Source organism: Rhodococcus sp. DMU1 (assembly GCF_012272955.1).
In the GTDB taxonomy this organism is placed as follows: domain Bacteria; phylum Actinomycetota; class Actinomycetes; order Mycobacteriales; family Mycobacteriaceae; genus Rhodococcus; species Rhodococcus aetherivorans.
The window spans coordinates 797,448-822,227 of record NZ_CP050952.1 but is presented as its reverse complement, the minus strand read 5'-3'; the positions used below and the strand labels follow the sequence as shown (position 1 = coordinate 822,227).

Below are 24,780 nucleotides of genomic sequence, written 5' to 3'. Positions count from 1 at the left end.
TTCTAGTTGTATCACCTCGGCAGGGCGGGTGGAAGCACCCGTCAGCCGCGCGGCAGGCCCAGCAGGCGCTCCGCCGCGAGGGTGAGCAGGATCTGCTCGGTGCCGCCGGCGATCGTCAGGCAGCGCGTGTTGAGGAACTCGCGCGCGAGGGGGCCCTCGACCCAGCCGGCCGCACCGGCGAGATCCATCGCGAGCTCCGCGGTGTCCTGGCGCTGCCGTACGCCGATCAGCTTGCGCACGCTCGACGCCGGGCCGGGGTCCTGACCGTCGAGCTGCGCGAGGGTGGTCCGCAGCTCGAGCAGCGACCCGGCCGTGGCCTCGGCGACGAGCCCGCCGATCCGGTCCTCGGCGACCGGGTCACCGGGTGCCACCAGGTCCAGCAGTTGCTCGACCGCCCTCCCCAGCGAGGATCCGCCGCTCATCGCGACCCGTTCGTTGGCGAGCGTGGTGCGGGCGAGCTTCCACCCGCCGCCGAGCGGGCCGACGACGCACTCGTCGGGGACGAACACGCCGTCGAGGAACACCTCGTTGAAGAGCGCGTCGCCGGTGATCTCCCGAAGCGGCGAGACGGTGATGCCCGCGGACTTCATGTCGACGAGGAAGTAGGTGATGCCCTTGTGCTTCGGGGCGTCGCGGTCGGTGCGGGCCAGGCAGATCGCCCAGTCGGCCTCCTGGGCCAGCGAGGTCCACACCTTCTGCCCCTGCAGGCGCCAGCCCCCGTCGACCTTCTCCGCGGCGGTGCGCAGCGACGCCAGGTCGGATCCGGCGCCCGGCTCCGAGAACAGCTGACACCAGACGATCTCACCGCGCAGGGTCGGCAGGGCGAAGCGGTCGATCTGCTCGGCGGTGCCGTGCTCGAGGATGGTGGGCACGGCCCACCACCCGATCACCAGATCGGGCCGGTCCACGCCGGCGGCCGCGAGTTCCTCCTCGATGAGGATCTGCTGCGCGGCGTGCGCGCCCCGGCCGTACGGCGGCGGCCAGTGCGGGGCCAGGAACCCGGCCTCGGCGAGCGCGGCCCGCCGCTGCGGTCCGGGCCGGTCGAGGAGCTGCGCGATCTCGGCACGGATGCGCACGCGTTCGTCGTCGAAGGCGCTCAGGTCGACGGTGAGGTGACGGCGGGCGCCGGAGCGGGCGAGGCCGGCGACCCGGGCCCGCCACGCGGCGGAGCCGCCGAGCAGCTGACGGGTGACGACGGCGCGGCGCAGGTACAGGTGGGCGTCGTGCTCCCACGTGAAGCCGATACCACCGAGCACCTGGATGGCATCCTTGGCGTTCTGCACGGCGGCGTCGAGGGCGACGGCGGTCGCGACGGCCGCGGCCAGGGGCAGTTCGTGCGGGGCCGCGTCGGCCGCCACGGCGGCGTCCCAGGCCGCCGCGCGGATCTTCTCGGTACGGCAGAGCATCTCGGCACACAGATGCTTGATCGCCTGGAACGAGCCGATGGGCTTGCCGAACTGTTCGCGGATCTTGGCGTACTCGACGGCCGTGGCCAGGGCCCAGCCGGCGACGCCGGCGAGTTCGGCGGCGGCGAGCGTGGCGGCGAGGTCGCGCACCAGGCCTGCCGGGACGCAGACGACCCGGTCGGTGGTGACGGCGACGCCGGCGAGCCGCACGCGGGCGAGCGCCCGCGACTTGTCGAGAGTGTCGAGGGGTTCGAGGTTCAGTCCGGGGGTGTCGGCGTCGAGCAACGCCCAGCGTTCGGTCCCGCCGTCGGTGCCGATGCGGACCAGGACCGCGACGCCCGGCTCGCCGCCGAGCGCCGGACCCGCGTCGCCGTCGAGGTCGTACCCGCCCTCCCGGGTCGTCGCGGTGAGCGCGCCGTCCAATGCGATGGCGGTCGGCAGGGCGCCCTCGGCCAGGAGTTCCGTCCACTTGGCGCCGTCGGTGCCGGCGGCGCGGCCGAAGACGAGCGCGGCCAGGGCGGTGGGAAGGACGGGGCCCGTCGCGAGGTGGTGCGCAGCCTGTTCGAGCATCGTCGCCAGGTCGACGACGCCGGCGCCGGCGCCGCCCGCGGCCTCGGGCACGGCGACGGCGAAGATTCCGAGGTCGGCGAGCGATTCCCACCCCGGCCGCCACATGGTCGCCGGTCGTTCGCGTAGGTTCTGGATCGGCGCTGTGGCGCGCGCCCAGGCCTGTACAGAGGCCTGCGCGGCCTGCTGTTCCTCGGTGGTGGCAATGCTCACAGCGGGTTTCCGCCTTTCGGGAATGACACGATGCCTAGAACGTGTTCTAATATGACAGCCGGTTCAGAGTCAAGGCAGAGGAAGACATCTCGATGACGACATCGTCCCGCTCACGTTCCACCGGCGGCGGCGGAACTCTGACCGCCCTCACCGAGGACGATCTCAGTTCCAACGCCCAGAAGGAACGGCGCAAGCGGATACTCGACGCCACCCTGGCGCTCGCCTCCAAGGGTGGGTACGAGGCCGTACAGATGCGCTCCGTCGCCGAGAAGGCCGACGTGGCCGTCGGCACCCTGTACCGGTACTTCCCCTCGAAGGTGCACCTGCTCGTCTCGGCCCTCGGCCGCGAGTTCGCGCGCATCGAGGGCAAGGGCAAGATCCCCCCGGGCCACACGCCGCTCGAGCGGATGCAACTGATCCTGAGCCTGATCACGAAGGCGATGCAACGTGACCCGCTGCTCACCGAAGCCATGACCCGGGCGTTCATGTTCGCCGACGCCTCGGCCGCCGCCGAGGTCGATCAGGTCGGCCTGCTCATGGACCGGCTCTTCGCCCGCGCGATGAACGAGGGCGAGCCCACCGAGGAGGAACTGGCGATCGCCCGCGTCATCAGCGACGTGTGGTTGTCGAACCTCGTGGCGTGGCTGACGCGGCGCTCGTCCGCGACCGACGTCGCGCGCCGGCTGGAGCTGACCGTCGAACTGCTGCTCGGCGACGGATCGCAGCGTCCGGCCTCGATTCCGGTCCAGGAAGGCTGACCTGCGCCGCGAGGAGCGGAACTGTAACGGGAAACACGTCCCGAACCGGACAGGGGAGACGACGCCGGGCGCCGGATCACCTACCTTTGAGTGAGTGAGCGCCCAAGACCTCCCGATCGACCTGCGCCGCGCCCTCGTCGCGCTGGCGCGGACCCCGCGGCTCCTCGTGGCCTCCGACTACGACGGTACCGTCGCGCCGATCGTCTCGGATCCGGACAAGGCGTTCCCGAACGCCGAGTCGGTCCGCGCCCTGCGCGCGCTCGCCGGCCTGCCGTCCACGGCCGCAGCCGTGATCTCCGGTCGCGCCCTGAAGGATCTCGCGGCCCTGTCCCGCCTGCCCGCCGAGGTGCAGCTCGTCGGCAGCCACGGCTCGGAGTTCGACATCGGCTTCGTCCACGCCATCGACAGCGACGCCCGGCAGCTGCTGCGCGATATCGTCGCCGAGCTCGAGGCGATCGCCGCCCGCTACGACGGCGTGCACGTCGAGGCGAAGCCGGCCAGTGCCGCGCTGCACGTGCGCAACGCCGACCCGGCCGACGCCGAGCTGGCACTGTCGCTGGTCCGCGGCGACCTCGCCCGGCACCCGGGTGTGCAGGTCACCGAGGGCAAGGCCGTCATCGAGCTGGCGGTCGTGCCCACCGACAAGGGCCACGCGCTGGACATCATCCGGCACCAGGAATCGGCGAGCGCCGCGGTCTTCTTCGGCGACGACGTGACGGACGAGAAGGCCTTCGCCTCCCTCCACGGCCCGGACGTGGGCGTCAAGGTCGGGGACGGCGAGACCGCCGCCCAGTACCGGATCGGCACGGTCGAGGACGTCGCGGCCGCGCTGGCGTTCCTGCTCGACCAGCGCCGCACGTGGCTCTCGGGCGCGGAGGCCTGCCCGATCGAGCGGCTGACGATGCTGGCGAGCCCGCGCTCGAAGGCGCTGCTGACGCCGGACGGAACGGTGACGTGGCTGTGTCACCCCGAGCCGGATTCCGCGGCGGTGTTCGCGCATCTGCTCGGCGGCGAACCGGCCGGGCACTTCACCATCGGTCCGAGCCGGGAGGCCCTGCCCCTGAGCCAGCGCTACATCGACGGCACCATGACGGCGGTGACCCGCTGGGCGAGCCTCGCGGTGATCGACTACCTTCCGCACGACGTCGAACCGGGCCGCACCGACCTGACCCGGGTCATCACCGGCAAGGCCAAGGCGGTGGTCACGTTCGCGCCGCGCCCCGAGTTCGGACAGGGCCAGGTCGGGCTCGAACCCGTGGCCGACGGCCTGCGGGTACTCGGATTCAACGAGCCGTACGTGCTGCGCTCCCCCGGCGTCGAGTGGAACATCACCACCGACGGCGCCCATCAGACCGCGCACGCCGTCGTCGATCCGTCCGACAGCGACATCATCCTCGAATTCCGTTGCGGCACCGATGATATCGGCCCACACCCCGTCGCGGAGGTGCAGCGGCGCGCGTCCGCGGAGGAGTACTGGTGGAAGTGGGCGGCGGGCCTGGACCTGCCGCCGCTCAAGCGGGACCTGATGAAGCGGTCGGCGCTGACTCTGCGCGGCCTCGTGCACGCACCGACGGGATCCATCATGGCGGCCGCGACCACGTCGCTGCCCGAGGAGATGGGCGGCGTCCGCAACTGGGACTACCGCTACTGCTGGCTCCGTGACGCCGCCCTGACCGCGCATGCCCTGGTGAGCGTCGGGTCGCTCGCCGAGGCGGATGCCTATCTGGACTGGGTGCACCGGGTGCTCGACACCGTGCCGGGTCCCGAGCGCCTGCACCCGCTGTACACGCTGGCCGGCGGCGCGCTGCCGCCCGAGGCCGTCATCGACACGCTGCCCGGCTACGCCGGCTCCCGGCCCGTCCGGGTCGGCAACGCCGCGAGCCAGCAGGTCCAGCTCGACGTGTTCGGTCCGATCGTGGACCTGATCTCGGCGCTGGCGCACCGCCGCGAGGAGCGCGGCGTCCCGCACGATCAGGCCCTCACCGACCGGGACTGGGAGCTGGTGTGCGCCATGGTCACCGCCGTGGAATGCCGCTGGTTCGAGCCCGACCACGGCATCTGGGAGATCCGCGACAACCCGCGCCACCACGTGTACTCGAAGGTCATGGGCTGGCTGACCGTGGACCGCGCGCTGACGCTGGCCGAGAAGTTCGGGCGCACCGCCGGCGACAACTGGGCCGGGCTGCGCGCCGAGATCGCGGAGGAGGTGCTGGAGAAGGGCTGGAACGAGGACGTCTGCTCCTACACCGCGGCCTACGACGGCACCGATCTCGACGCGGCGACGCTGTTCATCGGCCTGTCCGGGCTCATCGACCCCGACGACCCACGGTTCCACGCGACGGTCGTCGCGACGGAGGCGGAGCTGCGCAGCGGTTCGACGGTGTACCGCTACCTGCACGACGACGGCCTGCCCGGAACCGAGGGCGGCTTCCACCTGTGCGCGGCGTGGCTGGTGGAGGCATATCTCCTCGTCGGCGCCCGTCCGCAGGCGGAGGCGCTGTTCGCACAGCTCGTCGACGCGGCGGGGCCCACGGGGCTGCTCAGCGAGGAGTACGACCCGGTGGCGGAGCGGTCACTCGGCAACCATCCCCAGGCGTACAGCCACCTCGGGCTGCTGCGGTGCGCCCAGCTGCTCGCGGCGGCGCCGGCGGAGGCGGATCGGACGCTGTCGGTCGTCGATCACTCGGCGTAGATCGACGTCTCGTCGTGCACGCCGGTGGTCTGGCCGATGAGCAGTTCCGTCGCAAGGGTTTCCACCGTCGCGACCCCGGAGTGTGACGGCGCGGCCATGAGCAGGGCGCCGGTGCGCCGGCCCTTCTCCTCCTGAGGCTGGCGCACGGTGGTCACGCCCTCGCGCAGGGCCTCGCCGATCCCGTCGAAGCCGGTGATCGACAACCGTCCGGGGACCTCCAGGCCGGCGCTGCGTGCCCACGCCAGCGCGCCGAGTGCGAGGACGTCGGTGGTGCACATCAGGGCGGTGATCGCCGGGTTCGCCGCCAGCGCCTGCGCGGCGGCGGACGCGCCGTCCTCCGCGGTGTGCGCGTAGCGCTCGACGACCGTGAGGCTCGCGGGGTCGAGGCCGGCCGCGCGCAGGGCCTCCTGCACGCCCAGGATCCGCTCGTGCTGCACGTGGAAGCGGTCGGACTCGAAGCGGGCGGGGTCGACGACACCGTCGTGCCGGTCGCGGCCGAGTCGCATGCACAGCACCCCGATCCGGCGGTGGCCGAGGGCGATGAGGTGCTCGGCGAGCCGGCGCATCGCGCCTCGGTCGTCGATGCCGACCAGGGGCGCGCTCGCGATGCCGCGGGGCTGGTCGCACACCACCAGGGGCAGGTTCCGTTCGAGGACGGCGGCGAGATACAGATCGTCGGACGGAACCGAGTAGACGACGAAGCCGTCGACCGCCGCGCCGTGCACGACCTGCGCTGCCTCCTCCTCGTCGCGTTCCGGTCCGGCGGGAATGAGCAGAAGGCCCTCGCCGGCGGCCTCGCAGGATTCGGAGAGGCCGGACAGGAAGCTCATCGCGGCCGGGTCCCGGAACGAATAGCTCAGCGCCTCGGTGAGCAGCACGCCCACGGCCCCGGCCCGGCGGGTGCGCAGGGATCGGGCCATCGGGTCCGGACCTGCGTAGCCGCGACGCTTGGCGACCTCGAGGATCTGCTCGCGAAGCTCGGCGGACAGCTGGTCCGGCCGGTTGTAGGCGTTGGAGACGGTGGTGCGGGAGATCTTCAGCTCGGCAGCGATCGACGCCAGGGTGGCCTGGGGACGCGGCTGACGAGACCTGGGCATGAACGGACGGTAGCGGGTCCGCGCCGCGGCGACGAATCGGGCCGGATGGGCGCAGATCCGGACATCCGCTAAAGTGGAACGGTAACGGTTTCCAATAAGGTGGGAACCGCGACCTCCCCGGCCCTCCGGCCGAACGTGATCACAGGAGATGGAACCGTGCGACTGCCCCGCCGAATGCGCGCCGCCACCGCGACCGTGGGCTTGACCTGCGCCGCCGCGCTCACCCTCGCCGCCTGCGGCAGCGACTCGGGGGACGGGGCGGGCACCGGCTCCGGCGAGATCCGCATCGTCGCGTCCACCAACGTGTGGGGCTCGGTCGCGCAGGCCGTCGCCGGGGACCGCGCCCAGGTGCAGTCGCTGATCACCGAGCCCTCCGCCGACCCGCACTCGTACGAGGCCAGCCCCGCCGACGCCGCCGCCATCAGCGACGCCACCCTCGTCGTCTACAACGGCGGCGGCTACGACCAGTTCGTCGACGACATCCTCGAGTCCACCGGAACCGACACCGCCACGGTCGACGCCCTCGCGTTGTTCGAGTCCGGCACCGGAAGCGACCTCGAGGACGGCCACGACCACTCGGGCGGCACCGCACCCGAGGGCGACACCCACGAGGGTGAGACCCATGCCGCCGAGGAAGGCGACGCGCACGCCGGGCACGACCACAGCGGCATCAACGAGCACGTCTGGTACGACCTGGCCGCCGCCGACGCCGTCGCGCACACCGTCGCCGACCGGCTGGCCGAACTGGATCCGGCCGGGGCCGACACCTACCGCGCCAACGCCGAGGCCTTCCACTCGCAGCTGCACGAGGTCACCGACGTGACCGCCGAGATCGCCGCCGCGCACGCGAACACCCCCGTCGCGCAGACCGAATCCATCGGCTACTACCTCGTCACGTCCGCGAAGCTCGAGGACCGGACGCCCGCCGACTTCACCAACGCCGTCGAGAACGGCACCGACCCGTCGCCCGCCGCGATCGCCGCGACCCGCCAGCTGCTCCTCGACAAGCAGGTCGCCGTCCTGCTCCACAACCCGCAGACCGAGGACAAGGTCAGCCGCGACATGCGGGCGACCGCGGAATCCGCGGGCATCCCCGTCGTCGAAGTTGTGGAGACCCTGCCCGCGGGCGTGGACTACATTCAGTGGCAGAAGCAGACGGCCGAGGCGCTCGCCGCCGCCCTCGACGCCGCCCGCTGACCCTTCGAGCAGGGCAAGGACATCACTCCCGTGACCACACCGGCCGACGTCACACCGGGCGGCACCGCCGCGGCACCGAGCGCGCCCGCGACGCCCGCCGGCCGCACCGCCGCGGTCGAGCTCCGCGACGCCCGCATGGCCTTCGGCGACCGCGTCCTGTGGCGGGGCCTCGATCTCACCGTCGAGCCCGGCGAGTTCGTCGCGGTGCTCGGCCCCAACGGGGCGGGCAAGTCGACGCTGCTGAAGGTCCTGCTCGGTCAGCTACCCCTCAGCGGTGGCACCGCCACGATCGCCGGCGCGCCCGCCCGCACGGGCAACTCGCACGTCGGCTACGTGCCGCAGCAGAAGTCGCTCGACGAGGGCGTGCCCCTGCGCGGCCGCGACCTCGTCGGGCTCGGCGTGGACGGCCATCGCTGGGGCACCGGCCTGCGCTACTGGAAGACCCGCCGCAGCGCCGTCGACGCCGCGATCCGGCAGGTCGGCGCCGAAACCTACGCCAACGCCCCGATCGGATCCCTCTCCGGCGGCGAACAGCAGCGGCTGCGCATCGCGCAGGCCCTCGTCGGCGACCCGCGGGTCATGCTCTGCGACGAACCGCTGCTCAGTCTCGACCTGGCCAACCAGCACCTCGTGTCGTCCCTCATCGACCGTCGTCGCCGCGAACACGGCACCGCCGTCCTGTTCGTCACCCACGAGATCAACCCGATCCTGCCTCTGGTGGACCGCGTGCTGTATCTCGTCGACGGGCAGTTCCGCATCGGCACCCCCGCCGAGGTGATGACCTCCGAGGTGCTCTCCGAGCTGTACCGCACCGACGTCGAGGTCCTCGAGATCCGCGGCCGTCTCGTCGTCGTCGGCACCGGCGACGCCATCGACGCGCTCGGCAGCGCCGGCGGGCTGCGCCCCGGCGAGGGCGTCCACCACGACCATCACGAGGATCAGCATTGAGCAGCAAGTTCACCGACGCGATGGGCCGGATGTTCGACGTGCAGGCCACCGTCGACCTGCTCCAGTACGACTTCGTGCAGCAGGCCCTGCTGGCCGGCGCGATCCTCGGCCTGCTCGCGGGCGTGATCGGGCCGCTGGTGATCAGCCGTCAGATGGCATTCTCCGTGCACGGCACCTCCGAGCTCTCGCTCACCGGTGCCGCCGCGGCCCTGATCATCGGCGTCTCCGTGGGGCTCGGCGCCGTGCTGGGGGCGGTGGTGGCGGCCATCCTCTTCGGTGTCCTCGGCACCCGCGCCCGTGAACGCGATTCCGTCATCGGCGTCGTCATGGCGTTCGGGCTCGGTCTGGCCGTGCTGTTGCTGTGGGCCTACGACGGCCGCACCGGCGCCGCGTTCTCCCTCCTCACCGGCCAGATCGTCGCGCCGGGTGGCACGGGCATCGCGCTGCTCGCCGCCTGCGCCGTCGGCGTCATCGGCACCATGCTGGTCATCTACCGCCCGCTGCTGTTCGCCAGCACCGACCCCGAGGTCGCCGCCGCGCGCGGGGTGCCGGTGCGGGCGCTGTCCATCGTCTTCGCCGTGCTGGTCGGAATCACCGCCGCCCTCGGCGTGCAGATCGTCGGGGCCCTGCTGGTGATGGCGCTGCTCATCACCCCGGCCGCCGCGGCGTCCCGGGTGGCCGGCGGCCCGCTCGCCGCGACGGTGCTGGCCGTGATCTTCGCGGAGGTCTCCGCGGTCGGTGGGATCCTGCTCGCCCTCGCGCCCGGCGTGCCGGTCTCGGCGTTCATCACGGCGATCGCGTTCGTCATCTATCTCGTGTGCCGCGGAATCGGCGCGGCCCGCACCCGGCGCGGCACCGGACGCAGAGCGCCCGCGCCGGCCCCGGACAGGGCCGCGGCCGTCACCGCCTGAGCCCGGGTGCGGCGGTCTGGGCCGTCCCGCACGCGGTGGCTAACCTGCTGTCATGGCGACAGCGGAGCAGGCGAGCGAACGAGACCGGACACCCGGGCGCTGGGAGTTCTGGGTGGACCGCGGCGGCACCTTCACCGATGTCGTCGCCCGCCGGCCCGACGGTGCCCTGGTCACCCACAAGCTGTTGTCGGAGAACCCGTCCCGGTATCGGGACGCGGCCGTCGCCGGGATCCGGGAGCTGCTCGGGGTGCCCGCCGGCGAACCCGTCACCGCCGACCTCGTCGAGCAGGTGCGCATGGGCACCACCGTCGCGACCAACGCACTGCTCGAGCGCAAGGGCGACCGGACCGCCCTGGTGATCACCGCCGGTTTCCGGGACGCGCTGCGCATCGGCTACCAGAACCGGCCGCGGATCTTCGAGCGCAACATCGTGCTGCCCGAGCTGCTGTACGAGCGGGTGCTCGAGGTCGACGAACGCATCCGGGCCGACGGCACGGTGCTGCGTGCCCCCGACCTCGACCGGCTCGAGCGGGACCTGAGGCAGGTGCGCGACGACGGCATCGACTCCGTCGCCGTGGTGTGCATGCACAGCCACCTGTACCCGCAGCACGAGCACGCGATCGGTGAGCTCGCCGAGCGTCTCGGCTTCGGGCAGATCTCGCTGTCCGCGGTCGCCAGCCCGCTGATGAAGCTGGTGCCGCGCGGCGACACCACCGTCGTCGACGCGTACCTCTCGCCCGTGCTCCGCCACTACGTGGACCGCGTGGCCGAGGAACTGCCGGGCGTGCGGCTGATGTTCATGCAGTCCAACGGCGGGCTCACCGAGGCGATGCACTTCCGCGGCAAGGACGCGATCCTCTCCGGTCCTGCCGGGGGCATCGTCGGCATGAGCCGGATGTCGGCGCTGGCCGGGTTCGACAAGGTGATCGGGTTCGACATGGGCGGCACGTCGACGGACGTGTCGCACTTCGCCGGGGAATACGAGCGCGTCTTCCACACCGTCGTCGCCGGGGTGCGGTTGCGCGCCCCCATGATGGACATCCACACCGTCGCCGCCGGCGGCGGCTCGATCCTGCACTTCGACGGCAGCCGGTACCGGGTGGGGCCCGATTCCGCCGGCGCCGACCCCGGGCCGGCCTGCTACCGCGGCGGCGGCCCGCTCACCGTCACCGACGCCAACGTCATGCTCGGCCGCGTGCAGCCCGCGCACTTCCCGCACGTGTTCGGTCCCGGCGGCGACCAACCGCTGGACGACGAGACGGTGCGGGCCCGGTTCGCCGCCCTGGCCGCCGAGATCCGCGAGGCGACCGGCGACGACCGCAGCCCCGAGGAGGTCGCCGCCGGCTTCCTGCAGATCGCGGTGGCGAACATGGCCAACGCCGTCAAGCGCATCTCGGTGCAGAAGGGACACGACGTCACCGAGTACGCGTTGACGACCTTCGGCGGCGCCGGCGGGCAGCATGCCTGCGCGGTGGCCGACTCGCTCGGCATCCGGACCGTCCTCGTGCCGCCGCTGGCCGGTGTCCTGTCCGCGCTCGGCATGGGTCTCGCGGACACCACCGCGATGCGCGAGCAGTCCGTCGTCGTCGAACTGAACGCCGAGGCGATGCCGCGGCTGCGCGACGTCGCCGCCGAACTCGAGGCCGCGGCGCGCGCGGAACTGCTCGACGAGGACGTGCCCCCCGAACGCATCGACGTGGCCTTCCGGGCGCACCTGCGCTACGACGGCACCGACACGTCCGTGCCCGTCGCGCTCGCCGACCCGGCGACGATGACCGCGGAGTTCGAGGCCGTGCACCGGCGCACCTACTCCTTCCTCATGGACCGTCCGCTGATCGTCGATGCCGTCGCGGTCGAGGCCGTCGGGGCGACGCGCCGGCCCGACCTGTCCGGGCTCGGACGCGGCCGCAGCGACGACAGCGGCGCACCCGAGCCCACCCGCCCGCCGCGCGGCACCGTCCGGATGTTCGTCGACGGCGCGTGGCGCGATGCCCCCCTGCACCGCCGCGAACACCTCTCCCCCGGCGACGCCGTGGCCGGCCCGGCAATCGTCGCGGAGGACAACTCGACCACCGTCGTCGAGGCCGGCTGGGCGGCGACGATGTCGGAGCAGGGCCATCTCGTGCTCACCCGGGTGCACGCCCACGACGACACCGCGGTGAGCACCCACGCCGACCCGGTGATGCTCGAGATCTTCAACAACCTGTTCATGTCGATCGCCGAGCAGATGGGCACCACCCTCGAATCCACCGCGCAGTCGGTGAACATCAAGGAGCGCCTGGACTTCTCGTGCGCGCTGTTCGATCCGGACGGAAACCTGATCGCGAACGCGCCACACATCCCCGTCCATCTCGGCTCGATGGGCACGAGCGTGCAGGAGGTGGTGCGCCGCCGGCACGGGTCGATGAAGCCGGGTGACGTGTACGCGGTCAACGACCCGTACCACGGGGGTACCCACCTGCCGGACGTCACGGTGATCACGCCGGTCTTCGGCCCCGGGCCGGACGGGTCCGGCGAGCACATCCTCTTCTTCGTCGCCTCCCGTGGTCACCACGCCGAAATAGGCGGATCGACACCGGGTTCCATGCCCTCCGGCAGCCACGACATCCGCGAGGAGGGCGTGCTGTTCGACAACTGGCTGCTCGTCGAGAACGGAACCTTCCGGGAGGCCGACACCCGCGCGCTGCTCACCGGCGGCCCGTACCCGTCCCGGAACCCGGACACCAACCTCGCGGACCTGCGCGCACAGATCGCGGCCAACGCCCGCGGGGTGGTCGAGGTGGGCCGGATGATCGACCACTTCGGTCTCGACGTCGTCCAGGCCTACATGCGCCACGTGCAGGACAACGCCGAGGAGGAGGTGCGCCGCGTCGTCGACCGCCTCCACGACGGCGAGTACCGCTACGAGATGGACTCCGGTGCGGTGATCGCGGTGCGGGTCACCGTCGACCGGCGGGCGCGCTCGGCGACGATCGACTTCACCGGCACGTCACCGCAACTCGCGTCGAACTTCAACGCGCCCTCGTCCGTCACGCGGGCCGCGGCGCTGTACGTCTTCCGCACGCTCGTCGCCGACGACATCCCCCTCAACGACGGGTGCCTGCGTCCGTTGCACATCGTCGTCCCCGACGGGTCGATGCTCGCCCCCGAGTTCCCCGCCGCCGTCGTCGCGGGCAACGTCGAGACGTCGCAGGCCGTCACCGGCGCGCTCTACGCGGCGCTGCGGGTGCAGGCCGAGGGCGCCGGCACGATGAACAACGTCACCTTCGGCAACGCGCGATACCAGTACTACGAGACGCTCGGCTCCGGGTCGGGCGCCGGCGAGGGGTTCGACGGGACGTCGGTGGTGCAGACCCACATGACGAACTCGCGGCTCACCGATCCGGAGGTACTGGAGTGGCGCCTTCCGGTGTTGCTGGAGGCCTTCACGATTCGTCACGGCAGCGGGGGCGGCGGCCGGTGGCGCGGCGGCGACGGCGCCGTGCGCCGGCTCCGGTTCCTCGAGCCGATGACCGTCAGCACACTCTCCGGGCACCGGCGCGTGCCGCCGTACGGGATGGCCGGGGGCGAGCCGGGAGCGCTGGGCAGCAACCGCATCGAGCGCGCCGACGGCGCCGTCACCCACATGGCCGGCTGCGACTCCGTCGAGGTCGGGATCGGTGACGTGCTCGTGGTCGAGACGCCGGGCGGGGGCGGCTACGGCCGGTAGGCCGCACGGGACTCCGGGGTGGGATCCAGTTCCCGCAGGACGGGCAGCGCGAAACACACCGCGGCGACGAACATCATCGGCACGGCCAACGCGAAGAACGTCGTCCGCACACCCGCCGCGTCGATCAGGGGCCCGGCGACCAGGATCCCGACCGGGCCCGCCGCGTACGCGGTCGAGGTCATCACACCGACGACGCGGCCGCGCATGTGCTCCGGGCTGCGGGTCTGCATGGCCCAGTTCCCGATCGGCCCCACCGGGCCGAACACCAGGCCGATGAGGATGCCCAGCAGCACGAGGACCCCCAGCGGCGGCAGGAACGCCATGCCGGTCGTCGCCGCGCCCAGCACCGTGACCGCGACGAGCATCAGGGTGCGGCGCCGCAGGCGCGGTGCGAAGGCGCCGTAGGCCAGGGCACCCACCAGGCCACCGATGCTCAGCGACATCAGCACCCAGCCGAGCTGAGCGGGTGCGTCCAGGCCGGTGAAGTAGGCGGGCAGCAGCACCGACTCGATCGGCAGGAACAGCGCCATGATGACCATGTCGACCAGCGCGAGCGTGCGCAGCAACCGGTCGCGCCACACGAACCGCAGCCCCTCGAGGGTGCCGGCCCACAGCGAGGCGGGCCGGGTGGCCCGGTCGGGCCGGCCGGCGTGCTCGAGCCGGAGGAAGGCGACGGTGACGAGGGAGAGCACGAAGCACGCCGACGTCACCCACAGGGTGTTCTCGGGACCGACCGCCGCGATGAGGACACCGCCGACACCCGGTCCGATCAGGTAGGCGAGGTTGTAGTTCGCCTCGTAGAGGCTGTTGACACGGTCCAGCGACCACCCGGCGGCGCGGGTCGCCGCCGGCAGCATCGACTCCCGCGCCGAGATGCCCGCCGGGTCGAACACGGCACCGAGCGCCGCGAGTGCGGCGAGCAGGGGCACCGAGAGTCCGACGGTGGCCGCGAGCACGGGGATCGTCGCGACCGACAGCGCCGAGAGGGCATCCGAGACCACGGCGGTGCGCCGCCGGCCGAACCGGTCGACGACGGTGCCGGTGAGCAGGCTTGCCAGCAGCAGCGGCACGGTGGCCGCGCCCGCGACGATCGCCGCGTCGGTGGCCCGGCCGGTCTGCTCGAGCACCAGCCACGGCAGCGCGACGACTACGATGCCGTTGCCGGTGGCGGACAGCAGGGTGGCGACGTTGAGGAGGATCAGCGGCGCGAAGCGGCGGGTGGTCAGGTCGAGGGTGGTCACGGCGGTCGGCATTCACTCGGGAGGAGGCGGTGCCGCGACGCTAGCAGGAGCACGGCGGCCGGCACGAGCGATTTTCGGGCGGCGAAGCGGCCGGTTCCGCGCAGTCCGGTCCCCTCCTCTGCCAGGCCTTTCCCGTCTCCGTTATCTCATCGCTATCTTTTCGAGATCATTTCGCTATGGAGCGCGGTCCTGGGCCGTTATCGAACTGCGACATGCTTGCTTTTGCGAAACAGCGTCGGATCCACGGCGTCGAGACATCCCGAGCGAAAGGTTCGTGCCGATGATCGACCCCACTACTCCCGAGACTCCGTCCGATTCCCCCGCACCGTCGCCGGCCTTCGGAGCCACCCTGTCGGAACGTGCCGGATACGCCGTGCTCTCGGTCGCCGGCGAGATCGACATGACCACCGCGCACCTGCTGCGCTCCGCGCTCGACAACGCCCATCGCGGCCGTGCCCTCGTCGCCGACATGGGCGGCGTCACCTTCTTCGGCGCGGTGGGCCTCACGATCCTCCTGCGCGCGACCTCCGCCCATCCCGGCACCGTCGCCGTCGTCGCCCCGGCAGGACGCGTCCGCCGGACGATCGCCGCGGCCGGGGTCCGCTCCCGCCTGAATCTGCACGACAACCTCGATTCGGCCGTCGGCTCCCTGGTTCCGGCCGGCGGCCCGCTGGTCACCGCCGTCGAACCGCCCTGCTCCGCGGCGAGCTGATTCGCGAAGACGCCCCCGGCACCCCCGCGGTTCCGGGGACAATTTCCCCATGCAGGGGCTCGAAGTCGTCCACAGCGGGATGTTCACCACCGTCCAGGACCGCGGCCGGCCGGAACACGGGGACCACGGGCTGGGCACGTCCGGCGCCGCCGACCGCGCGGCGCACGCCGCCGCCAACCGGCTGGTCGGCAACGAGCCCGCCGCCGCGACCCTCGAGGTCGCCGCCGGCGGGCTGACCGTGCGCAGCATCGGCGAGAACGTCGTCGCGGTGACGGGCGCCCGCGTGCCGGTGACCGTCGACGGCCACCCCGAGGCCGACTACGCGATGCTGAAGCTGGACGACGGTGACGTGCTGGCGCTGGGCAGCCCGTCGAGGGGGCTGCGCTCGTACCTGGCGGTGCGCGGCGGAATCGACGTGCCCGAGACCCACGGCAGCCGATCCACCGACACCCTGACCGGGACCGGCCCCGCCCCGATCAGGGACGGCGACCGGCTCCCGGTCGGCACCCTGGCGGGCGAGCTGCCCATCGAGGAGCAGATCCCGCCGCCGGCCCCGATCGAGGATCCGGCGATGCTGCGTGTGCGTCTGAGCCGGCACTCCGAGGTGTTCAGCGCCGGTTCGGTGCACGCGCTGCTGCACGAGACGTGGACCGTGACGCCGCAACTGGACCGCGTCGGGATCCGGTTGCACGGCCCGGGCAGGCTGCATCTCGCGCGGGGCGGGACCGACCGCCCGGAGCCGACCGTCGCGGGCTCGGTGCAGGTTCCCCCGGACGGCAACCCCATCCTGTTCCTGGCCGACCACCCCGTCGTCGGCGACCACCCGGTGATCGCCGTCGTCGTGCCCGCCGATCTTCCCGTCGCCGCGCAGCTCGAGCCGGGGCACCGGGTGCGGTTCGTCGCCACCCTCACGCGGTGACCCCGCGACCGGTCAGGACACCGCCGCATCGCTCGACGACCGGACCGCGAGGCCCGGGCCCGCAACGAGGTGTTCCTCGACGCGATTGTCCCGCACGGTGATTCGTCGCAACGTGCCGGCCGGCGTGCGGACGTCGACCGTGCCGTCGAGCACGTGGTCGAACGTGAAACCCGTGCATCCGGCCGGGACCGTCGCACGCGGGCCCCGCGACGCGCGGCGCAACCGCGCCCGGCGCGAGAGGAAGGTGTCGATCAGGTAGGCCAGCCACTCCGTGTAGAAGTAGAAGCAGTCGCCGCCGTTCCAGCCGAGTGCGGTGCCGTCGGCGGTGGGCACCCACTGGCACCACGACAGCGGGCGCCCCCGCCTGGGCAGTCCGTCGGCGGGCGACCGGTGCGGGCCACTCGCCGGGCCGGCGAACGCGACGAGAAAGTCGATCTCCTGCCGGTTCAGCGGAGGATCGATCTCGATCCGTCCGGTGAATTCGGTTCGATGTGCCATGTGTCCCCCGTCCGCGGTCGATCGCTCTACCCGATTCGACGCAGTCGGGGACGGAACCGTTCCCCGGAACATCCGGCCGCGTGGTCCCCGGTCGGCCGCCACCTCGATGGGTGTCGCGGCCGACCGTCGGCGCGGATCCGGGACTACTGCAGGCGGCGCTGACGCGCGATGTCCGCGAGGACGACGCCGGCGGCGACGGACGCGTTGAGCGACTCCACGTCGCCGGCCATCGGGATCGACAGGATCGAGTCGCACGTCTCGCGGACCAGGCGCGACAGTCCCTTGCCCTCGGAGCCGACGACGATCACCACCGGATCGGTGCCGTCGAACTCGTCGAGGCTGGTGTCGCCCCCCGCATCCAGCCCGACGACCCGGACGCCCCGGGACTGCCACTCCTTGAGGGTGCGCGTCAGGTTCGTCGCCCGGGCGACGGGGAGGCGCGCCGCGGCACCCGCGCTGGTCCGCCACGCCACCGCCGTGACCGCGGCGCTGCGCCGCTGCGGGATCAGCACGCCGTGCCCGCCGAACGCGGCCACCGACCGGATCACCGCGCCGAGGTTCCGCGGATCGGTGATGTTGTCGAGGGCCACCAGCAGCGGCCGCTCGTGGTGGTCGTGGGCGACGGCCAGCAGGTCGTCCGGATGGGCGTAGCGGTACGGCGGGACCTGCAACCCGATGCCCTGGTGCATGCCGTTGGCGGTGAGACGGTCGAGCTCGCCGCGCGGAACCTCGAGGATCGAGATGCCCGCGTCCCCGGCCCGCTGCACGGCCTCCTTGAGGCGTTCGTCCGCCTCGGCGCCGACCGCGACGTACAGCGCCGTCGCGGGAACATCCGCGCGCAGGCACTCCACGACCGGGTTGCGGCCGAGCACCATCTCCGGCCCGTCCTCGCCCTTGCGGCCGGCGGTGCTGCGGCCGCGCTTGTCGGCGGCCTTCGCCGCGGCGCGGGCGCGCCGCGCGGCGGGATGGTACGGCCGGTCCTCGGCCTTGGGGGTGGCACCGCGGCCCTCGAGGCCGCGGCGGCGCTGCCCGCCGGACCCGACGACCTGGCCCTTCTTGGTGCCGCCCTTGCGGACCGCACCTCGTCGCTGAGAATTTCCAGCCATCACTGCCCTGCTTTCAGGGACCACTCGGGTCCGTTCGGCGTATCGGTCACCTCGATGCCCGCCGCCGTCAATCGATCGCGCACCTCGTCGGCGAGCGCCCAGTTCTTCGCGGCCCGCGCCGCCTGCCGGCGGTCGAGTTCGGCAGCCACCAGCACCTCGAGGGCCTCGAGGGCCGCCGAGTCGCGGCCGGCCACCTCGGCCCAGTGCGGGTCGAGCGGGTCCACCCCCAGGATGCCGAGCATGGCGCGTACCTGCGCGGCGATGTGCACCGCGGTGTCCAGGTCGCCGGCGTCGAGCGCCTTGTTGCCCTCGCTGCGCCGGCCGTGGATCTCGGCGAGCGCCTTCGGGACGCCGAGATCGTCGTCGAGCGCCGCGGCGAACTCCTCGGTCCACGTTCCTACCGGGATGTCGCCGGCCCGGTCCCGGGTCTTGAGGACGAACGCCTCGAGGCCGCGGTACCCGGCCGCCGCCTCGTGCAGCGCGGCGTCGGAGTATTCGAGCATGGACCGGTAGTGGGCACTGCCCAGGTAGTACCGCAGCTCCTGGGGCCGCACCCGGGCGAGCACGTTCGGGATGGACAGCACGTTGCCGAGCGACTTGGACATCTTCTCGCCGCCCATCGTGACCCAGCCGTTGTGCAGCCAGTACCGCGCGAACCCGTCGCCGGCGGCCTTGGCCTGGGCGATCTCGTTCTCGTGGTGCGGGAAGACGAGATCCATTCCGCCGCAGTGGATGTCGAAGGACTCGCCGAGGTAGTACTCGGCCATCGCGGAGCACTCGAGGTGCCAGCCCGGGCGGCCGCGGCCCCACGGCGTCGGCCACGACGGCTCGCCCGGCTTCGCCGCCTTCCACAGGGTGAAGTCCCGCGGATCCCGCTTGCCGCTGCCCGCGCTCTCCCCCTGATGGACGTCGTCGATCCGGTGGCCCGACAGCCGGCCGTACTCGGGGTAGCTGAGCACGTCGAAATAGACGTTCCCGTCGGCCGCGTAGGCATGCCCGGCGTCGATCAGGCGCTGCATCAGCTCGACCATCTGGGTGACGTGACCCGTCGCGCGAGGCTCCACCGACGGCGGCAGCACACCGAGCTGGTCGTAGGCGCGGGCGAAGGCCCGCTCGTAGGTCGTCTTCCACTCCCACCAGGGCCGGCCCGCCTCGGTGGCCTTGCGCAGAATCTTGTCGTCGATGTCTGTGACGTTTCTCACAAAGGCGACATCCAGGCCCTTCGCCATGAGCCAGCGCCGCAGCACGTCGAAGGCGACGCCGCTGCGCACATGACCGATGTGGGGCTCACCCTGGACCGTCGCGCCACAGAGGTACACCGAAGCCCGGCCGGGGACCAGCGGAACGAAATCCCGCACGGCCCGCGATTCGGTGTCGAACAAGCGCAAGGTCACGACCGGCCATCCTACCGGTCGTCGTCGCGCGAAAATACGAGTGCCGTCGCGACGGCCGCGACGCCCTCGCCGCGCCCGGTCAGGCCGAGGCCGTCCGTCGTCGTCGCCGACACCGACACCGGCGCCCCGAGCGCCTCGGACAGCACCCGCTGCGCCTCGTCGCGGCGGGGACCGATCCTGGGCCTGTTCCCGATCACCTGGACGGCGGCATTCCCGATCGCGAAGCCCCCGCCGTCGAGCAGGCGCCGCACCTCGGCGAGCATGGCCGCACCGCTCGCGCCGTGCATCTCCGGCCGGCCGGTGCCGAAGACGGAACCGAGGTCGCCGAGGCCGGCCGCGGAGAGCAGGGCGTCGCACAGCGCGTGGGCCGCGACGTCACCGTCCGAATGCCCCGCACACCCGTCGGCGTCCTCGAACAGCAGACCGGCCAGCCAGCACGGCCGTCCGGGCTCGATCGGATGGACATCGGTTCCGATCCCGACGCGCACTCAGCTCTCCTGTCCGACGGGGGCCCCGGCCGCGAGCACGGCACGGGCCAGGACCAGATCGAGCGGTGTGGTGATCTTGAAGGCGAGCGGTTCGCCCGGGACGGTGTACACGCCCTCGCCGAGGCGCTCGACGAGACCGGCGTCGTCGGTCGCGTCCCCGGCGCCGGCGTTGGCGCGGCGCAGCAGGCCGGCCTCGAATCCCTGCGGGGTCTGTACCGCCCGGAGGACGGACCGGTCGGGGGTGCCGGTGACACGGCCGTCGCGGTCGACGCTCTTGACGGTGTCCGCGACCGGCAGCACGGGGATCACCGCGGACCGTCCGCCGCGCAGTTCCACCACGATCCGGGCGAACAACCGCGGCGGAGTGAGGGCGCGTGCGGCGTCGTGCACCAGGACGTAGGCGGCGTCCTCCGCCGCCGCCAGCCCGGCGCGCACCGAATCGGTGCGCTCCGCGCCGCCCGCCACCACGCACACCCGCGCCGGCGCCGTGGCCGCGACGGACGCCACCAGCTCCGGCGGCACCACCACGACCACGCGGTCGACCACCGCCGAGGCCAGCATGGCCTCCACTGCCCGGTCCAGCATCGTGCGCCCGTCGAGTTCGACGAACGCCTTGGGCAGCGATTCGCCCAGACGTACACCACGGCCGGCCGCCGGAATGATTCCGACGACCGGCCCGTTGCGATCGCTCATCTGTAATTCTGCAGTTCGCGCGGCCGCTCAGGAAGCGGCGGCGAGCACCTCGTCGAGCAGGCTGTCGGCCTTGACGTCGTCCGTGCCCTCCGCGAGCGCGAGCTCGCCGACGAGGATCTGCCGCGCCTTGGCCAGCATCCGCTTCTCACCTGCGGACAGGCCGCGGTCCTGCTCCCGCCGCCACAGGTCACGCACGACCTCGGCGACCTTGTTCACGTCTCCGGAGGCCAACTTCTCGAGGTTGGCCTTGTACCGCCGCGACCAGTTGGTCGGCTCTTCGGTGTGCGGTGCGCGCAGCACCTGGAAAACCTTGTCGAGGCCTTCTTGCCCGACCACGTCGCGAACGCCGACGTATTCTGCATTATCCGCAGGTACCCGAACCGTCAGGTCGCCCTGGGCGACTTTCAGAACCAGATATTCCTTCTGCTCACCCTTGATGGTGCGCGTTTCGATAGCTTCGATCAGCGCCGCACCGTGATGGGGGTATACGACGGTATCTCCGACCTTGAAAATCATGTGTCCCGTGCCCCTTTCGATTCTTCGAGTTTAACACGTGCTTACGTCCGGCTCTCATCAACGGCGCAGGTCAGGGGCACAGACGCGTGCGCGTAGGACTTGACAGCCAACCGGTTACGTGCATCCGGTGATGTTCGACACACCACCCGGAGCGGCCCTTCGCAGCCCCGCGGACGCGGCCCGAGCGGGACGAAAGCCCCGACTTCTGCCCCCGGCGCAGACTCGGCGCCCTTCGACTACTACTCTGCCTAGTGGATTGCGAGCCTTACTCGAGTGGAGGACAACCCGTGACTGCTCCCAAAGCGCCGACTCGCCGAGTCGCGACCGCTCTCGCCCTGGCCGCGGGTGCGGCGCTCACGCTGTCCGCCTGCGGCGCCGGTCAGATCAGCCAGACCGCCACCCAGGTGGCCGCGGTCAACGGCAACAGCGCCGAGCTCGGAAACATCGCGCTGCGCAACGTGCACGTGATCTACCCGGACTCCGAAGAGTACAGCCTCGAACCCGGCGGCAAGGCCGCGCTCGGCTTCACCGTGGTCAACCTGAGCGAGACCACCCCCGACGAGCTGACCCGCATCACCACCGACTTCGCGTCCTCCGCCACCGGCGTGTCCGGCCTGCGCATCGAGCCGCAGGCCTCGATCTCGGCCGGCCTGACCGGTGAAACCCTCGCCGAGGACGCGACCGCCGAAGCCGCGACCGACGAGTCCCCGCGTCCCGCCGAGGCCGCCGAGTCCTCCGACACCCCGTCCGTGGCCCAGGTCGAGCTCACCGGACTGAAGGAGGGCGTGCGCCCCGGCCTGACCATCCCGGTCACGTTCACCTTCGCCGAGGCCGGCGACGTCACCATGCAGGTCCCGGTCGACGCCGGCACGGACGTCGAGCGCAACGTCTCCGAGAAGTCGCCGGTCGAGGGCGAGGGTCACTGACCGGCACCCCCGAGGCACCCGGGGCCCGGGGCGAGCACTCCGCTCGCCCCGGGCCCCGTTCTCGTGTCGGCCCCCGGCCCTAGGCTGACGTGGTGGCAAAGACGAAGTCGATCTACCGCTGCACCGACTGCGGGCACACCGTCGCGAAATGGGTCGGCCGCTGCCCCGACTGCGGGACGTGGGGTTCGATGGACGAGGCGCCGGCCCTGCCTGCCGCGATGGCGTCGCGGCCCGGCACCTCGCTCGCCCGCGCCGGGGCCGCGGCACTTCTCCCCACGACCCCGGCCACGCCGCTGACCCTCGTCGACAGCCGGACCACCCACGCGAAGCCCACCGGCATCGAGGAACTCGACCGGGTGCTCGGCGGCGGCGTCGTTCCCGGCTCGGTGGTGCTGCTCGCCGGGGAGCCCGGCGTCGGCAAGTCCACCCTGCTGCTCGAGGTGGTCCACCGCTGGGCGCGGCGCGGCAGCGACGACCGGGCCCTCTACGTCACCGGGGAGGAATCGGCGGGACAGGTACGGTTGCGCGCCGACCGCACGGGTTCGGTGCACGAACGCGTCTTCCTCGCCGCCGAGTCGGATCTGGCGACCATCTTCGGACACATCGAGCAGGTCAAGCCGACGCTGCTGGTGGTGGACTCCGTGCAGACGATGCTCGCCGCCGACGTGGAGGGCGTGTCCGGCGGCGTCACCCAGGTCCGGGCGGTGACCAGCGCGCTGACCTCGCTCGCCAAGGCCAGCGGCGTCCCGGTGCTGCTCATCGGGCACGTCACCAAGGACGGTGCGGTGGCGGGTCCGCGTTCGCTCGAGCATCTGGTCGACGTGGTGCTGCACTTCGAGGGCGACAAGCACTCCACACTGCGCATGGTGCGGGGGGTGAAGAACCGCTTCGGTGCCGCCGACGAGGTGGGCTGCTTCGAACTGACCGAGGGCGGCATCGTCGGTGTCAGCGACCCGTCGGGCCTGTTCCTGCACCATCGGACCGAGGAAGTGGCCGGCACGGCCGTCACCGTCACCATGGACGGCAAGCGGCCGCTGCTCGGCGAACTGCAGGCGCTGGTGGTGCCGACGCAGAACCCCGCACCACGGCGCGCGGTCAGCGGCCTGGATGCGGCACGGGTCGCGATGGTGCTGGCGGTACTCGAGCGGCGATGCCGGCTGCCGCTCGGCAAGTGCGACGTCTATGCCTCGACCGTCGGCGGCATGCGCATCACCGATCCGGCCGCGGACCTGGCCCTGGCCCTGGCGGTCGCGTCGGCCGCACGTGAGCGCCCCCTGCCGCCGGGCACGGTGCTGCTCGGCGAGGTCGGCCTCGCCGGCGAGGTGCGCCGGGTCACCGGGGTCGGGCGGCGCATCGCGGAGGCGGGGCGGCTCGGATTCACCCGCGCGATCGTGCCGCACGAACCCGCGGCGGCCCCGGTGGGCGGCCGCACGTCGCGGTCCCCGGCCTCCGACGGGGATCCGATCGAGGTCGGCAACGTCGGCCAGGCGCTCGCCGCGCTGGGCATGTAGACGTGTCGGAACCGGATGCGAACATGTGTTCGTGTCCGGTCACGCGACCATCCTGCACGCCGATCTCGACTCGTTCTACGCATCCGTCGAGCAGCGCGACGACCCGGGCCTGCGCGGCCGGCCCGTGATCGTGGGCGGGGGTGGCGTCGTACTCGCCGCCAGTTACGAGGCCAAGGCCTGCGGCGTCGCGACGGCCATGCCCGGGCGCGCCGCCCGCGCCCTGTGCCCGGCGGCGATCGTCGTTCCTCCGCGCATGCACGCGTATGCGCAGGCCAGCCGCGCCGTGTTCACGGTATTCGAGCAGACCACGCCGCTCGTCGAGGCCGTTTCCATCGACGAGGCCTTCCTCGACGTCGCCGGGCTGTGGCGAATCGGCGGCACCCCGGCCGACATCGCGGCCCGGCTGCGGCGCGACGTCGCCGAACAGGTGGGGCTGCCGATCACGGTGGGGGTGGCCCGGACCAAGTTCCTCGCGAAGGTCGCGAGCGGCGTCGCCAAGCCGGACGGGCTGCTGGTGGTGCCTCCCGACCGGGAACTCGAGTTCCTCCACCCGCTGCCTGTCGAACGCCTGTGGGGCGTCGGCAAGGTCACCGCCGCGACCCTGCACGCGCACGGCATCCGTCGCGTGGCCGACCTGGTGCGGGAGAGCGAGGTCGAGCTCGTCGCCCTGCTCGGCACGTCCATGGGACGTCACCTGCATGCGCTCGCGCACGGGCACGATCCGAGACCGGTCCGCCCCCACCACCGGCGCCGGTCCATGGGCGCGCAGCACGCCCTCGGCCGGCCCCGCAGCGCCGCCGGACACGATCCCGAGAAGGTCGACGGGACGCTGCGGATGCTGGTGGAACGGGTCACCGGCCGCATGCGCGCGGCCGGGCGGCCCGGTCGCACCGTGGTGCTGCGCCTGCGCTTCGCCGACTACACGCGGGTGACGCGGTCGCACACGCTGCGCGGACCCACCGCCCGGACGGACGTCGTCCTCGGCGCCGCGCGGGAACTGCTGGCGCAAGCGGGGCCGCTGGTCGCCGATCGGGGGCTGACCCTGATCGGCGTGGCCGTGTCGAATCTCGACTCCGCGGACACCGAACAGCTCGAGCTGCCGTTCGACGAACCGGCCTCCGACGGTGCGGCGGCCGGCCATCCGCCCGTCGACCGCCACGCGTTGGACGCCGTGCTCGACGACGTGCACGGCCGGTTCGGCACGCGGGCGCTCACGTCGGCCTCGCTGCTCGGCCGGCGTCCGCACCCGGCCGTGCCCCTCCTGCCGGAGTGACCGGG

At 72.3% G+C, this 24,780-nt stretch carries 20 protein-coding genes; 11 read left to right on the top strand and 9 right to left on the bottom strand.

Annotated elements, in window-relative coordinates:
- Positions 1–41: 41 nt before the first annotated feature.
- Positions 42–2,186, bottom strand: coding sequence for an acyl-CoA dehydrogenase family protein (locus HFP48_RS03795; protein WP_168579036.1), 2,145 nt, complete (start codon positions 2,184–2,186; stop codon positions 42–44).
- 92 nt (positions 2,187–2,278) lie between these two features.
- Here HFP48_RS03795 and kstR point away from each other — a divergent pair, with 92 nt between their 5' ends.
- Together kstR and otsB are read left to right on the top strand one after the other, a co-directional pair.
- Positions 2,279–2,944, top strand: a complete 666-nt coding sequence (gene kstR / locus HFP48_RS03790) for a cholesterol catabolism transcriptional regulator KstR (RefSeq protein WP_006943416.1) — start codon at positions 2,279–2,281, stop codon at positions 2,942–2,944.
- A gap of 94 nt (positions 2,945–3,038) precedes the next feature.
- On the top strand, positions 3,039–5,636 hold the full coding sequence (gene otsB / locus HFP48_RS03785; protein WP_006943418.1) for a trehalose-phosphatase: 2,598 nt from the start codon (positions 3,039–3,041) through the stop codon (positions 5,634–5,636).
- Here the strand turns inward: otsB and HFP48_RS03780 are convergent.
- The gene (locus HFP48_RS03780; RefSeq protein ID WP_006943423.1) at positions 5,624–6,733 is read right to left on the bottom strand and encodes a LacI family DNA-binding transcriptional regulator; all 1,110 of its coding nucleotides are present in this window, start codon (positions 6,731–6,733) and stop codon (positions 5,624–5,626) included. The two genes, otsB and HFP48_RS03780, sit on opposite strands and share 13 nt — an antisense overlap.
- 174 nt (positions 6,734–6,907) lie before the next feature.
- On the opposite strand from HFP48_RS03780, the gene HFP48_RS03775 reads away from it, so the two are divergent.
- From HFP48_RS03775 to HFP48_RS03760, 4 genes are all read left to right on the top strand, one after another.
- Complete coding sequence (locus tag HFP48_RS03775; RefSeq protein ID WP_037200450.1) at positions 6,908–7,930, top strand: zinc ABC transporter substrate-binding protein; 1,023 nt, start codon at positions 6,908–6,910, stop codon at positions 7,928–7,930.
- A gap of 135 nt (positions 7,931–8,065) precedes the next feature.
- On the top strand, positions 8,066–8,878 hold the full coding sequence (locus tag HFP48_RS03770) for an ABC transporter ATP-binding protein (RefSeq protein ID WP_202917110.1): 813 nt from the start codon (positions 8,066–8,068) through the stop codon (positions 8,876–8,878).
- A complete protein-coding gene (locus HFP48_RS03765) occupies positions 8,875–9,789 on the top strand; it encodes a metal ABC transporter permease (RefSeq protein ID WP_006943426.1) in 915 nt (304 codons plus the stop codon). Before HFP48_RS03770 ends, HFP48_RS03765 begins: the two co-directional genes overlap by 4 nt.
- A 52-nt stretch (positions 9,790–9,841) precedes the next feature.
- Entirely contained in the window at positions 9,842–13,498 is a 3,657-nt protein-coding gene (locus tag HFP48_RS03760) for a hydantoinase B/oxoprolinase family protein (RefSeq protein ID WP_102800432.1), read from the top strand.
- Here HFP48_RS03760 and HFP48_RS03755 read toward each other — a convergent pair.
- Positions 13,486–14,751 carry an MFS transporter gene (locus HFP48_RS03755; RefSeq protein WP_168579035.1) on the bottom strand — a complete coding sequence of 422 codons (1,266 nt, stop codon included), beginning with the start codon at positions 14,749–14,751 and terminating at the stop codon, positions 13,486–13,488. The genes HFP48_RS03760 and HFP48_RS03755 overlap by 13 nt on opposite strands.
- 268 nt (positions 14,752–15,019) lie before the next feature.
- Between HFP48_RS03755 and HFP48_RS03750 the strand changes: the two genes are divergently transcribed.
- The gene (locus HFP48_RS03750) at positions 15,020–15,451 is read left to right on the top strand and encodes an STAS domain-containing protein (protein ID WP_029540784.1); all 432 of its coding nucleotides are present in this window, start codon (positions 15,020–15,022) and stop codon (positions 15,449–15,451) included.
- Between the two features lie 49 nt (positions 15,452–15,500).
- The gene (locus tag HFP48_RS03745; protein WP_168579034.1) at positions 15,501–16,370 is read left to right on the top strand and encodes a biotin-dependent carboxyltransferase family protein; all 870 of its coding nucleotides are present in this window, start codon (positions 15,501–15,503) and stop codon (positions 16,368–16,370) included.
- 12 nt (positions 16,371–16,382) lie between these two features.
- On the opposite strand, the gene HFP48_RS03740 is transcribed toward HFP48_RS03745, so the two are convergent.
- The 6 genes from HFP48_RS03740 to carD form a co-directional block, all read right to left on the bottom strand.
- Positions 16,383–16,868 (bottom strand): hypothetical protein, encoded by a 486-nt coding sequence (locus HFP48_RS03740; RefSeq protein ID WP_029540778.1) that lies wholly within the window; start codon positions 16,866–16,868, stop codon positions 16,383–16,385.
- Positions 16,869–17,011: 143 nt separating this feature from the next.
- Positions 17,012–17,974: a 23S rRNA (guanosine(2251)-2'-O)-methyltransferase RlmB gene (gene rlmB / locus HFP48_RS03735; RefSeq protein ID WP_029540775.1), complete on the bottom strand. Its 963-nt coding sequence runs from the start codon at positions 17,972–17,974 to the stop codon at positions 17,012–17,014.
- Complete coding sequence (cysS, locus tag HFP48_RS03730; protein ID WP_029540772.1) at positions 17,974–19,368, bottom strand: cysteine--tRNA ligase; 1,395 nt, start codon at positions 19,366–19,368, stop codon at positions 17,974–17,976. The genes rlmB and cysS overlap by 1 nt, the downstream gene beginning before the upstream one ends.
- Before the next feature lie 11 nt (positions 19,369–19,379).
- Positions 19,380–19,856: a 2-C-methyl-D-erythritol 2,4-cyclodiphosphate synthase gene (ispF, locus tag HFP48_RS03725; RefSeq protein WP_029540770.1), complete on the bottom strand. Its 477-nt coding sequence runs from the start codon at positions 19,854–19,856 to the stop codon at positions 19,380–19,382.
- Positions 19,857–20,549, bottom strand: coding sequence for a 2-C-methyl-D-erythritol 4-phosphate cytidylyltransferase (ispD, locus tag HFP48_RS03720; protein ID WP_006947915.1), 693 nt, complete (start codon positions 20,547–20,549; stop codon positions 19,857–19,859).
- A gap of 27 nt (positions 20,550–20,576) precedes the next feature.
- Positions 20,577–21,065 carry an RNA polymerase-binding transcription factor CarD gene (gene carD / locus HFP48_RS03715; protein WP_003935974.1) on the bottom strand — a complete coding sequence of 163 codons (489 nt, stop codon included), beginning with the start codon at positions 21,063–21,065 and terminating at the stop codon, positions 20,577–20,579.
- Positions 21,066–21,352: 287 nt separating this feature from the next.
- Between carD and HFP48_RS03710 the strand changes: the two genes are divergently transcribed.
- From HFP48_RS03710 to dinB, 3 genes are all read left to right on the top strand, one after another.
- Positions 21,353–21,991 (top strand): hypothetical protein, encoded by a 639-nt coding sequence (locus tag HFP48_RS03710; protein WP_006947912.1) that lies wholly within the window; start codon positions 21,353–21,355, stop codon positions 21,989–21,991.
- A gap of 92 nt (positions 21,992–22,083) precedes the next feature.
- Entirely contained in the window at positions 22,084–23,502 is a 1,419-nt protein-coding gene (gene radA / locus HFP48_RS03705) for a DNA repair protein RadA (RefSeq protein ID WP_168579033.1), read from the top strand.
- A 25-nt stretch (positions 23,503–23,527) separates the two neighbouring features.
- Positions 23,528–24,775, top strand: a complete 1,248-nt coding sequence (gene dinB, locus HFP48_RS03700) for a DNA polymerase IV (RefSeq protein ID WP_065923078.1) — start codon at positions 23,528–23,530, stop codon at positions 24,773–24,775.
- The last annotated feature ends 5 nt before the right edge of the window (positions 24,776–24,780 follow it).